Annotated in this window: 10 protein-coding genes; 5 read left to right on the plus strand and 5 right to left on the minus strand. The window is 38.2% G+C overall.

What is annotated here, in order from left to right; genetic code table 11:
* Positions 1-427: cytochrome P450 (locus AC3DU7_RS06400; RefSeq protein WP_488038521.1), on the plus strand; the 427-nt coding region annotated here is incomplete at its 5' end.
* 768 nt (positions 428-1,195) lie between these two features.
* Positions 1,196-2,881, plus strand: coding sequence for a bifunctional metallophosphatase/5'-nucleotidase (locus tag AC3DU7_RS06405; protein WP_488038522.1), 1,686 nt, complete (start codon positions 1,196-1,198; stop codon positions 2,879-2,881).
* 362 nt (positions 2,882-3,243) lie between these two features.
* On the opposite strand, the gene AC3DU7_RS06410 is transcribed toward AC3DU7_RS06405, so the two are convergent.
* The 3 genes from AC3DU7_RS06410 to AC3DU7_RS06420 form a co-directional block, all read right to left on the minus strand.
* Entirely contained in the window at positions 3,244-3,705 is a 462-nt protein-coding gene (locus tag AC3DU7_RS06410; RefSeq protein WP_488038523.1) for a universal stress protein, read from the minus strand.
* A gap of 1,318 nt (positions 3,706-5,023) precedes the next feature.
* Positions 5,024-6,733 (minus strand): urease subunit alpha, encoded by a 1,710-nt coding sequence (gene ureC, locus AC3DU7_RS06415; protein ID WP_488038524.1) that lies wholly within the window; start codon positions 6,731-6,733, stop codon positions 5,024-5,026.
* Between the two features lie 492 nt (positions 6,734-7,225).
* Positions 7,226-8,716: a glycoside hydrolase family protein gene (locus tag AC3DU7_RS06420; protein WP_488038525.1), complete on the minus strand. Its 1,491-nt coding sequence runs from the start codon at positions 8,714-8,716 to the stop codon at positions 7,226-7,228.
* A gap of 788 nt (positions 8,717-9,504) precedes the next feature.
* Here AC3DU7_RS06420 and AC3DU7_RS06425 point away from each other — a divergent pair.
* From AC3DU7_RS06425 to AC3DU7_RS06435, 3 genes are all read left to right on the plus strand, one after another.
* Complete coding sequence (locus AC3DU7_RS06425; RefSeq protein WP_488038526.1) at positions 9,505-10,227, plus strand: pyridoxine 5'-phosphate synthase; 723 nt, start codon at positions 9,505-9,507, stop codon at positions 10,225-10,227.
* Positions 10,228-10,253: 26 nt separating this feature from the next.
* Positions 10,254-10,583, plus strand: a complete 330-nt coding sequence (locus AC3DU7_RS06430; protein WP_488038527.1) for an MgPME-cyclase complex family protein — start codon at positions 10,254-10,256, stop codon at positions 10,581-10,583.
* A gap of 519 nt (positions 10,584-11,102) precedes the next feature.
* A complete protein-coding gene (locus AC3DU7_RS06435; protein ID WP_488038528.1) occupies positions 11,103-11,726 on the plus strand; it encodes a hypothetical protein in 624 nt (207 codons plus the stop codon).
* On the opposite strand, the gene AC3DU7_RS06440 is transcribed toward AC3DU7_RS06435, so the two are convergent.
* Both AC3DU7_RS06440 and crtE read right to left on the minus strand, forming a co-directional pair.
* Positions 11,716-12,171, minus strand: coding sequence for a divergent PAP2 family protein (locus AC3DU7_RS06440; protein ID WP_488038529.1), 456 nt, complete (start codon positions 12,169-12,171; stop codon positions 11,716-11,718). The genes AC3DU7_RS06435 and AC3DU7_RS06440 overlap by 11 nt on opposite strands.
* A 9-nt stretch (positions 12,172-12,180) precedes the next feature.
* Positions 12,181-13,122, minus strand: coding sequence for a geranylgeranyl diphosphate synthase CrtE (crtE, locus tag AC3DU7_RS06445; RefSeq protein ID WP_488038530.1), 942 nt, complete (start codon positions 13,120-13,122; stop codon positions 12,181-12,183).
* Positions 13,123-13,528 lie beyond the last annotated feature (406 nt).

Genomic DNA, 13,528 nt, shown 5'->3' on the forward strand with positions numbered 1-13,528 from the left:
CGCGGTTTGTCAAGAAACTTTGCGCCTCTACCCCATTGCCACAAATGCTTTCCCTAGAATTGTCCAGAAACCTGTAGAAATTATGGGTTATCAACTTGAACCAGGAATGGTAGTAGTGCCTTCTATTTATCTAACTCATCAAAGAGAGGATATTTATCCAGAACCTAAACAATTTAAACCGGAACGTTTTCTCGAAAGACAATTTTCACCTTATGAATATTTACCTTTTGGAGGAGGAAGTCGTCGTTGTATAGGTTCAGCTTTTGCTTTATTTGAAATGAAATTAGTTTTGGCAACTATTTTATCAAAGTGCGAACTCAAGTTAGTTTCCGATAAATCTATTCAACCTGTCCGCAGAGGGTTAACTATGGCACCACCAGGAAATATGCCAATGGTTGTTAAACAAAAATTTGGCGTTGCTGAATAAATGTATAAACCGAGCCCACTGTTTTTAACAGGCTTATTTGTTTGAAGAAGGAGTCAGGAAAAAGAATATAGGAGACGGGATCAATTTTATGGAGATTAAAAGAAAGAATACAGGAAACAGGATCAACTGTATGGGAATTAAAACCCTGCGTTGGTGAATCAAGCAAGCTATGAAACCTAAATTTGGCAAAATATAAAATGCTTTTCAGTTAATAGTTAGGGCTTGCTGATTAATTCTCGCGGGTATTGATAAAGAAAGAGTAAAGCCTTTTTGGGGTTCTAAAAAGTGCCAGCTTTTTGCACTGAAAAGCTCATGTATGCTAGTATTTTGGGCTGACTATGGTAGAAAAATTAAGGGACAATTCTTACTCCTACCTCTTCGTTCATTCCCATTTCTCCTGACTTCCCCTCCTGGGAGAGGCGGGGGTGGGTTGGGTTAGGGGTTGGTTGACTCCTGACTCCTGACTTCATGACTCCTACCCCTACTAAAAGACTTTTCAGCAAACCCTAGTTAAGCAATAGCCATTAAAGCACAATCATAGTCACACATCACCAACATCAGATATAGCAGTACCCTGTGTATTTTCAGATTAAAAATTAATAATTTCTTCCCTCCTGGCTCCTTCGTCTATAACTGTTCAACTGGATATGATATTAATAGTACTTTTATTACCCAGTTCCAGTGTTCTTTGCACCTTTGCGTAGCAGTCCACACAGAAAGCATATTCTATTCTATCTACTGTTATTTACACTTATATTATTTATTCCCTTGATAACATCAAAACCCCCAACCAAAACCATCACCATTCTGGAAACTAGCGATCTTCATGGCAACCTTATGCCTTATAACTACTATACTAATCAACCCGCAGAATGGGGATTAGCAAAAGTCGCTAGTTTAATTGCGCAGGAACGAGCTAAAAATCCTAATTTACTGCTTATTGATGCGGGCGATACAATTCAAGGTACACCATTAACTTATTACTATAATCGAATTGACACAGAAGCAGTACATCCGATGGCAGTAACAATGAATTCTCTCAAATTTGATGCTGCTACTTTAGGAAACCATGAGTTTGACTATGGTAATAATGTGCTTTCCCATTGGATAAGTCAGCTTAATTTCCCCATAGTTTGTGCTAATATTCACAAAAGTGATGGAACTCCTGCTTTTCAGCCTTATATCATTAAAAATGTTGATGGTATAAAAATTGGTGTTCTTGGTTTGATTACTACCGCAACTCCTAACTGGATGCAATCTGAAAATATAGCTGGACTAACTTTTGAGAATCTCATAAATACTGCTCAAAAATATATTCCTAAAATGCGAAATGATGGTGCAGATGTAATTGCTATTGTTCAACATAGTGGTTTTTCTAAAGTACCAAAAGACAAAAGGCAGGCTTCTGCTTGGTTAACCGATATTCAAGAATGGAAAGAAACAGGGTCTATTGCTAATTCAAATCTCTCCCTAGAATTAGCACAACAGGTAAAAGATATCGATATAATTATGGCAGGACATTCACATCATGATGTACCTAAGGTGATAGTTAATAATGTTTTAATTGCAGAACCTTATTGTTGGGGAAAAGCTCTAAGTAAGTATACTTTAGTATTAGAATATCGGGGTGAAAATTGGGAAGTTATTGCTAAAGATTCTACCAATTTATATGTTACTGATATTGAGCCGGAAAAGAAAATTTTACAACTTTCTCTTCCATATCATCAGCAAACATTACGCTATATTAATCAAGCTATTGGTGTAGCAAAAACAGAATTTTCTGGTGGTATAAAAGCACGCTTTCATCAGAGTCAGCTATCAAATTTAATCAATCAAGTACAAATACAAGCAGCAGAAGCAGCAGGTTATCCTGTCAATATTTCTCTGACTTCTATTTTTAATGACACTGGTAAAATTACTCCAGGAAAAATTACTAGGAGAGATGTTTACAGTATCTATAATTACGATAACTATTTGTTAGTTCTAGAAGTTAATGGAGATATTTTGCGTTGTGCATTAGAAAAAAATGCTGCTTATTTTAAACAAGTTACTCCTGATAATTTACCCGCTATTCCTGAAGAAGTTTTAATGGAAAATTCTCTTGGTTATAACTGGGATTTGTATAGTGGAATAGATTACATAGTCGATATTACTCAACCACAAGGAAAACGAATTACTAAGTTACAGTTAGATGGGAAAAATATCAAACCAAATCAAGTTTTACGAATTGCGATGAATAGTTATCGTGCTAATGGTGGTGGTGGTTACGTGATGTTTAAAGAAGGAAAAATAATTTGGCAATCTTCTACAGAAATTCGTGAATTAATTGCTGAATATATCAAGAATAAAGGCATAATTGAATCGGATACTATTACTTCAAGAGGATTACAATTAGTTCCAGATTTATATCAAAAATATTTTGGTAAGGAAGAAGGAAGAAGAAAGAAGGTTTAAAGCTGGAAAAAACTCAAATTTTCTGTAGATATTCACGCTTTGGTTTACACAAACTATACCAGGGAATATGATACAGCAGATTCCTTATTTATGAGGTACAACTGAACAATCTGGAATATTTTTTGTCTATTCCCCATTCCCTGTTCCCTGTTCCCTAAAACCATGGATTTCACCTAGGCGTGAGGAAAACTAGTCGCGGGCATCTTGCCCGCACTGGGAACATTTAATTATTAATATCTGTACTTCTTATGCGACCGAATCTGCTGTATATTTTTATAATTCTACAATTACTTCAATATCCAATCTCCCCCACTCCCCTACTCCCCTACTCCTCTACTCCCCACTCCCCTACTCCCTCTCTTTCAATTTTCTATTGTTTCTGGCGATCGCCAACTAGCAGGAATTACTAAAACTGGACAATGGGCACCATGCAAAATACCCTCACTAACACTACCCGCAAAAAATTTCTCAATACCACTGCGTCCATGAGACCCTACTATAATTAAATCAGCAGCTAATTTTTTTGCCTCTGCCAAAATAGTCTCTACTGTAGAACCTTGAGTTAACAAAGCCACCGTATCAAGACCTTTTTGTCGTAGCTCCTCTGCCAAATCTTGAATCTGTTGATGTTCTCGACGAAACTCTTGTGCCCAGCGGTCGCGCTTAGGCTGAGGTCCAGTCTTAAAGCCAACAAAATCAGGGTCTGGTTCAGCGATATGAATTAACCATAATTTGCTGTTAAAAGCCTGGACTAAAGCTTCAGCTTGAGTAATAATGGCAGGAGTTATTTGAGAAAAGTCGAGGGCAACAACTATATTTTTCATTGGTAATTGAGGTTGTTAATTGAATATAGTTTTAGGTTTTAGGTGGTAGGTTTTAGGTTATACTAAATCCTGTTTAGATGGGAGCTTTATTAGGAAAGTAAGGCAGAAGGCAGAAGGATTAGAGAACATTTGGAAAAAGTACCTTTTCATAACCGTATTTAGTAGTAGGTTAATTTATACTATAGCGTTTCCCAAAGTCATGAGGTACAGTTATCTTTTTGTCTTTTTATTCCCTGTTCCCTCAAGCCTAAAATTTTGTACCTCGCTCTTTTTGGGAATTGCTATAATTTACTCAAATAATGCGATAAAAATCTGCTTGTAAAAAATAGATATTTGTAGCAAAAATTCCTCCAAGCACTATTGTATCATCTTTAGTTAGTATTAGTATTCAATGTGAATGTGAACAAACAAAAGAGTATAACAAGCATGGGTATAGAAAAAATCAATATATTTTAAGAAATTATAAAAAATATTACAGTTGTCTTTTTATCTGTTATAATTTGACACTAATATATTCTTTAGTAACGATAACAAAATGACACACATGATGGCAATGAATTGTGCTTGTGAATCCTGTTCATGTATTGTTTGTCCGATGGTGGTACTAACAATCGTCCCTATATTACTCATTGCGTTCAAGAAAATGATTAGTTCGATAAGTAGTGAATCACCCATAGAAAAGAATCCAAGTAGCGTCCAACTATAGAATTTTCTATACTTTCCTAGTATCAAGAATATCCTCATGTTACTAGAGTTGAAAATATCGCTGCGCTATCTGTAAAGTTGTAGTAGATGCACACCTAAGTAACCTTTTATCCGCTTTCACTTCATAGCTTTCAGGGTCAATCTACATTTTTTTTACTAAAGCATCATTTAACTTCATATCTTGATTTGCGGATTTGCTGCTACTAGCGCATCTAGCTTGATTTTTTCGGTAAGCTTTATCTCAACTATCATATCTGATTGAATATTGATACATACAGCAGATTGGGCAGAATGCGGGATAAACCCTTATGCCCTCTGCCTTTCTTTAGTCTTATGGGTGATGGTAGGAGTCAGAACTTAGAAGATAGGAGTCAGGAGGAATGGGAGTTAATTAGGAGGTAGTCGAAAAAATAGTCTGTTAATTTTTCTGTCCTAGTAAGCCTTTTGTGCTAACTTTTTCAACCTTTTTGACCTCACTTATTGCACTTTTTCTAGCCCTAAAAATGCTAAAAGCTTTACCTGTCAATGATTTTATATTTAATCAGCAAGCCCTAATTACACCAATGCTACCAGATTCGATATTAATAGTAATAGCTTTTTTTGAGCAAACCTCCTAAAACAGAAAATATCGCTGTGCCATGGGTAAAACTGTTGCAGGTTCACAAGTCAATAACTCCCCATTTGCTCTAACCTCATAAGTTTCCGGGTCAACTTCTATTTCTGGCAAAGCATCATTTAACTTCATATCTTGTTTGCTAATTTGCCGAGTATTTGCCACTGCCACTGCTGACTTTTTCAACTGTAGTCGAGCAGCAATATCGGCCTCTAAAGCAGCTTGAGAAACAAAAGTTAAAGAAGTAGCAGCGATCGCTCCCCCAAAACTAGCAAACATTGGCTGCATAACTACTGGTTGTGGGGTAGGAATACTTGCATTAGCATCTCCCATCTGAGCATAAGCAATAGCTCCTCCTTTAATCACAATTTCTGGTTTCACCCCAAACATAGCAGGTCGCCACAAACATAAATCTGCCAACTTTCCTACTTCCACTGAACCTACATACTCAGCAATACCATGAGCGATCGCCGGGTTGATAGTGTATTTTGCCACATAACGTTTAGCACGCAAATTATCATTTTCCCCAGACTCTCCACTCAAATTTCCGCGCTGAATCTTCATTTTGTGAGCTGTTTGCCAAGTCCTAATAATCACCTCTCCCACACGCCCCATGGCCTGAGAGTCAGAAGCAATCATACTAAACGCTCCCAGATCGTGCAATATATCCTCAGCAGCAATAGTTTCTCGACGAATGCGAGATTCTGCAAAAGCCACATCCTCTGGAATATTTCGGTCTAGATGATGACACACCATCAACATATCCAGATGCTCTTCCAAAGTATTGAGAGTATAGGGACGAGTGGGGTTAGTAGAAGAAGGTAAAACATTTGCTTGACCGCAGACTTTGATAATATCTGGAGCGTGACCGCCTCCTGCACCTTCAGTGTGATAGGTATGAATTGTCCGGTTTTTAAAAGCTTCTATAGTGGTTTCTACAAACCCTGCTTCGTTGAGAGTATCGGTGTGGATAGCAACTTGCACGTCGTATTCGTCCGCAACATTTAAGCAGGTATCGATCGTCGCCGGGGTAGTTCCCCAATCTTCATGTAATTTTAACCCCATCGCCCCTGCTAATACTTGTTCGACCAAAGCTTGGGGTTGACTGCTGTTACCTTTGCCCATGAAACCAAGATTTACCGGAAAAGCTTCAGCAGCTTGCAACATTCGGTGAATATTCCAAGGACCGGGAGTACAGGTAGTGGCATTAGTACCTGTGGCAGGACCTGTTCCTCCCCCTAACATAGTTGTGATACCAGAAGCGATCGCTGTTTCGATTTGTTGAGGACAAATAAAATGAATGTGGGTATCAATGCCACCTGCTGTTAAAATCATGCCCTCACCCGCTACAGCTTCAGTTCCCGGACCGATGATAATATCTACATTATCTTGGATGTAGGGGTTCCCTGCTTTGCCAATTTTGTAGATTTTACCATCTATGATGCCGATGTCTGCTTTGACAATTCCCCACCAGTCGAGGATTAGAGCGTTGGTAATGACTAGATCCACTGCGCCGTCAGCATTGGCAATGGGAGATTGTCCCATACCATCACGGATGACTTTGCCTCCACCAAATTTTACTTCATCCCCATAAGTGGTATAGTCTTGCTCGACTTCTATAAATAATTCTGTGTCAGCTAGACGGACGCGATCGCCTATTGTTGGTCCATAAGTTTCAGCATAGGCGCGACGGTTTATTCTATAAGCCATATTTCTTCTTTACTAAATTGAACTACCTATACTCATAGATTAACTTTTTCCGTAGAAAGAATTACACTAACAGTGTAGGTAGATGATGCCTGTTGAAAATACAGAAAATTGAGAAAACAAAAATTAACCAGCTATTAGTTATTAGCATTGAGTGCTTCAGCTTGTAGGGGCGATTTCCTAACGGAATGCTCCGCAAAACGCGATCTGCTTGCGCAAAGCTCCGCTAACGCCCCTACTTGAGTTTACCGAATTATTAATTATTAATAATTAAATAATTCAGGTTTAAAGTTTTAAGGGGAAAAAAAAGCGGTCGATCGCGACAGCGGAACGGAGTTCTTTCTTCGCAGCGCACCCGTTGGGTGGGATGGCGATTCCAAAACTTCTGTAAATTCCCGGTTTATATCAACCGAAAGGATTGAGGAGGGGTTGAAACCTCCTTCTAAATATTTACTGCTGGCTGCTGATGTGCTGATTGCCGATCGCTTATTTAATCTAGGGTTTAGGACAAGTTCCTAATTTCCAGTCAACATAGAGATCGCGAGGATCTGTGTCCCTGAGCCAAGTAACCAAGGTTTTATAGTCATTTATATTGTAGGTAGCGATACAACCCACAGTGCCAGGCGCACCATAATTGCGATTCCAGTCAATATGAATTTCGATCGCGCTTCTTTCTGTAGTACCAGGTTCTAAATAGTCTAACGGAACAGTTACAGGACCGATACCACTCTGAAAAATATTACCGTAATAATTATCTCTCCCATCAGCCCAGATAATATCATTAACGTACCATTTTCCCTCTGGCAATGGTTCTCCAGTCATTGCCCGACTTTGAGCTGCGGTACGAAAATATTGTCTCCCAGGAGCGCCACAGCAAACTTCTAATCTGTCTTGTAGTTTCCCATTTTTAAAATAGTCTAAGTTCAGCACATAACATCCATAGACATCTTTACGATTTGTTTTTGTTAGGAGCAAATAATTTTTGCCTGTAGTTACAGGGGGTGTAGAAGGTACTGGAGCAGGCTTTTCTCCCCACAATCTTTGCCAGGTTCTTAAGTTTACTGTGCCATCAACATTTGTATTAACAAAATAATCTTGCTTAAAGTCTATAACTGCTAATTCAGTTTTATTATCAAAAAAAGCATTAATCTTTCCGGTATAGTACCCTAAATCCTTCAATCTAACCTGTAAAATTTTCACATCTTCCCCTTGACTACCTCGCACCAATACACGATTGAGGCTAGGATTTTTACCTTTCTTGAATATATCAGAAATGCCAAAAATAGAAACTCTTTCCCCTGCTGGAATTGGTTTATTTGCTGGAGCAATTACAAAATATCTAGCATTTTTGTATAGAGGAAAAACATTAGCTAAATGCTCTTTGTCAAATTTTTCTAAAGTTAATATTTCTCCTACTTCACCTCCCTGCCAAGCTACAACTACAGTTTTTTTATTTTCATCTCTGTATCCTTCTAGCCAAGTTACTCGATCTTGCAATGATTCTTCTTGAAGCAAGGGTTTTCCTTCATTGCTAACAGTGTTGAATAGTATTTGTTCCTCAGCACGACGGGATACTAATCCTGGTAGTGATTGCTTAACACCATTTACTATTCCGTTTACCCACCGTGGAAATTCATTTGCTGCTCCTCGATAGTCTCCTTGGTTAAGTTTTCTTAACATGGTACTACTTTGAAAAGCACCAGTTCCAACGTTATAACAAAAGGATACAAGAGCATCAAACTGATTTTGATTTAGAGGAACTTGAACCAGCCTCGAAACTACTTCTGCTGTTTTGTCGCATTCATACTTTAAATAAAATTCTGCATTTCTTTCTGTAATTCTTTCTCCTAGCTGAACTTTTTTTCCGTTGGGATAACGAATGGTTCCATACCCAATTGTTGGTATTCCTACTGGATCTAGATAAGCATCCAGATAAAGTCCTTCCCATTTCTTGATTAAATTTAGACAATTTTGTGATATTTCCATCCTACAGCTCCAAGTGTATAACTAAAGTCAAAAGTCAAAAGTAATACTTAGTAACATCAAAACTTTAATTTTACAGTAATTTACCGAAATTATTTAACATATAGCAATCCTAAATTGGTTGCGGGTAATCAAAAAGTAGATAAAAAAACTGAAACTCTTACCTATTCCCTAAAAACATTAAGATTTTTATACACAAATAAAATAGGATTGCTATAGTTCTCAAAAATCCTAAGTTTTTATCAAATTTAAAATTGATTTTGTCAGCCCTAAATTAAATAAGTATGCAAACAGCAATAACATATTTTTTTCCCTAGTTTATAGTTGATTGAAAGGCTAATCATTAACTGCTCTATGAATTAAATTACAGGGATTATAATAAATAGCCATAAATCAATCTAAAACTTAAGATATAGGCGAGAAAAAAATTTTAATCTTCATCACAACTATATTTATTTAGGGCTTACGAAAAATATCTAATTATACACCACCTGTAGGGGTAATTCGTGAATCACACCTACTATATATGAAATTTCTGCGTAAATCCTGTATATATTAGTTTGACCTACCTAATACCAGTTTGATACATATTTACTACAAATTTCTGCTCTCTGTTTCCAGATCCGGTGATAACTCAAGTTTTGTAAAATTCTTTTTTGACACTTTGTATTTGTATAAGTAAAAATTTTAAGTGCCTGGACAATAAAATTCCTAAGAAATAGTTGCTCAAGTGAACATTTGCAACTAAACTAATATGGCAAATTAACTAACACTACCGGGAGAATTAAAAATTGCCCACTCTAGGTGTCAACATTGACCACGTTGCCACAATTAGACAAGCACGACGAACTGTAGAACCAGATCCAGTAGCAGCAGCAGTTTTAGCTGAACTATCTGGAGCTGATGGTATTACTGTTCATCTGCGGGAAGACCGCCGGCATATTCAGGAAAGAGATGTCCAGATTCTGCGACAAACGGTGCGGACTCATTTGAATCTGGAGATGGCACCTACTACAGACATGGTGGCGATCGCTCTGGAAATTAAGCCTGATTATATTACTCTTGTACCAGAACGTCGCGAAGAAGTAACGACCGAAGGTGGTTTGGATGTTGCTAGTAATATCCCTCGTATGAGAGAGGTAGTATCTCAGTTGCAAGGAGCGGATATTCCTGTCAGTATGTTTATAGATGCAGAAAAGGCCCAGATTGAAGCTTCCGCAGAGATTCAGGCTAAGTTTATTGAACTCCACACAGGATGTTATGCAGAAGCTACTGATGAGGCCACTCGCCATCAAGAATTAACTATTTTGGCAAATGGGTGCAAAATGGCGATCGCTGCTGGACTCCGAGTCAATGCTGGACATGGCCTTACTTACTGGAATGTTTATCCAGTTGCTTGTCTACAAGGTATGGAAGAACTCAACATTGGTCATACAATAATTTCTCGGGCGGTACTCGTGGGTATGGAACGAGCTGTCCGCGAGATGAAACAAGCCATCAATAACCAGTTATAATTACTAATTTCTTTTGATTGATTGAAATGCAAACTTACTATTACGTTTTAGCGAGTAAAAAATTTTTACTAGATGAAGAACCCCTGGAAGAAGTTTTTAGGGAGCGCACCAGAGATTATCACGAAAAGGAAAAAGAAATAGATTTTTGGCTGATTCCTCAACCTGCTTTTTTAGAAGCTCCTGAAATGGCTAATATTAAGGCTAAATGTCCTCAACCTGCTGCAGCGATTATTTCTACTAACTCTAAATTTATTACTTGGTTAAAGTTACGTTTGGAGTCTGTAATTACAGGTGAATTTCAAGCACCTTCAGATTCTATCCCAGAACCTTTAGGTTCTCTTGGAGTAGGGGAGTAGGTAAGTGGGGGAGTAATTATAGAATTATCAACATATACTATATAACTGGATTATATAAAAATGATCTTCATCTATCTTGTATCTTGAGCTTGAGAAGATATCAGATTCTCCCCTCCTCTGTACCAGAGCTAATTCATTTTTGCCAGAGAATATTTACAACTCTATATTTTTGGTATTTTTGGTTAAGTAATTCTAGCCAGATGTACGAAATTTCAAAAATTCAAAGGATACAATTTTCTCCCTTGACGATAAAATGACCCTACTCCCCCACTCCCTTATTCCCTGACCAAAAAAATGAAGTCTGAAGCTTCTCCTTTTAAGGGGATGAAAAAAAATCAATTAAGTATTTTCAAGGCTCTGGCTTTAGTTGGAGGTACTGATAACTGTTAGCGTAGCTCCGACCTTATGAAGCTAACTGATAACTGATAACTGAAATAACTCCCTTCTTTGTTATTTTTGGCCATGAATCATACTCAACTGCAACTCCATAAATTCTGCTTGGGGGGCCTGAAAACTTTTATGGCCTCAGCTTGTTTATTTTTGTCATCTTTGACAATTGATACTAACTATGCTAATGGTCTAGAAACTTGTCAACCCCCTGCTAGTGACGAATATTTACTGGTAATAATTACAGAGACATCAGGATCTCAAAATATAGTTAGGCGGAGTCTACCACCAGATATTATTATCGAAGTCTGTCGTTACATTGACCAGACTGTTAGCAGTATCCGGGGCTTTGATGACCAAGATGTGGCTAGTGATTGGGCACGTTATATTCAGGACATTGTAGGGTTGTCTGCTTATGTAGTTAGACCTAGTGAACAAACAGCTCCATCAGATACTTCATTGCCAGCGCCTCCAGAAATAGGGTTTAACCCTCAACCTCTGGGTCAGGGTTTTGCAGTCTTAGTAGACTACAATAATCGACCAGAAATTGCTCTACAGTTGGAAAGAAGTTTAGGGCGTAATGTAGGCTTAGTTGCCTATGGACAAAAACCTTTTTTGTTAGTTACATATACTAAGAGTAGTAAAGCTGCTACAAGTAGTTTGTCTAGATTAAGCAACCGTGGATTTTTAGCTTTTGTTGTAGATAGTAATAGGGTGACATTAATTAGTCCTAGAATTAAATCAATTAATAATTGAAACTAGCAATCCAAGACACAGCTACTCCTAGAAAAAAACCTGCTATTACCTGTATGGGAGTATGGCCTAATAACTCTTTGAGACGGTCTTGACTGAGATGGTGGTCTTCTTGGAAAAATTCATCCATAATTTGATTGAGAACTCGTGCTTGTAGTCCAGCAGCTTGACGAACTCCCGCTGCATCGTACATAACAATGATGGCAAAAACTAAAGCCAGTGCAAACTCTGGACTCCCCCAACCTTTGGCTTGAGCCACTCCTACTGCCAGTGCAGTCACGAATGCAGAGTGAGCGCTGGGCATTCCTCCTGTTGTGACTAAAGCCTGTAAATTAATCTTACCATTTTGAACCAACTCCACCACTACCTTGACGACTTGGGCTATTGCACAAGCTAGGAGGGCAACCCATAGAACATGGTTATCCGTGATTTCGCCAATATTTTGCATATTGTACTCCTAGTTACTGCGACTAACAATAAAATCTGCTAAGGCTATTAATGGCATGGCCTTTTCTCCAAAAACTTCTAACTCTGCCTTGGCATTCTCAATTAGTCTTTGAGCTTGACGCCGAGATTCTTCTAATCCCCAAATAGCAGGATAGGTAGCTTTTTGAGCCTCTATATCCTTTCTGGCTGTTTTCCCTAACTCTTCTGTCGTGGCAGTAATATCGAGAATATCATCAACTATTTGAAAAGCTAGACCAATATTTTGAGCATAACGGGAAAGTCTTTGTAGATTAGCACGGGAAGCATTGGCAAGCATAGCTCCACAGACTACGCAAGCTTCTAAAAGAGCGCCTGTTTTGTGAGTGTGAATAAAATGCAGTGTTTCTTCAGATACCTCTGAAAGTCCCTCTGAAGCCAAATCTACTACTTGGCCTCCGACTAAACCTGCTGCTCCCACGGCTTTTCCGAGACGAGCTATCACTTGTAGCACTTGCTGTGGCAACACATTCTTAGTTTGAGTAGCTACAAATTCAAAAGCGTAACTCAACAGGCCATCACCTGCGAGAATAGCAATATCCTCACCATAAACTTTATGATTTGTTAATTTACCTCGGCGATAGTCATCGTTATCCATCGCGGGCAAATCATCGTGGATCAATGACATAGTATGGATCATCTCTAATGCACAGGCAGTGGGCATTGCCATTTCTATATTTCCGCCTGATAACTCACAAGTAGCCAAACAAAGAATTGGACGTAACCGCTTACCACCTGCTAATAGGGAATAGCGCATCGCCTCATAAATTTTTTCCGGATAGACTACAGTAATAGAATTGTCCAGAGCTTTTTCAACCAGAGCTTTTCGCTTTGCTAGATAGGTAGATAAGTCAAAAGTTGTATCTATTTGAAATTGAGGGAGCATGAGATTAATATTATGGCCACTGTTTGGCATTAGCACCATCGATTATACACTTTATCGGTTTCAATCCTGACAATTTATTTGAAGAAGGTTTTAGGTGGTAGGTTCTGCCGTCACACTGCTATGAACGGTTTTCCCGACTTTTGTCGGGAATTGCCGGGCTTGATGTATCTGTTCAATAATTAATAATTAATAATTACATAATTCTTTAAAAAAAGAGGATTAACTCCAAGGACAATTTTTCTTTATTATCCCCTTAAAAGGAGTAGGTTTTAGGTTTGAGCAGTTCAGCGCAATTATGACTAAAGTATAAGCTGTAATTTTAGTTATCAGTTATCAGATGTGTCACTTCAGTTTAATATTAATTAGGGTTTGCGCTTCACTAGTCTTTTTGCGCTCGGCAGGGAGTAGGGAGTAGGGAGTAGGGAGTAGTGAAGAG

Source organism: Okeania sp. (assembly GCF_983059655.1).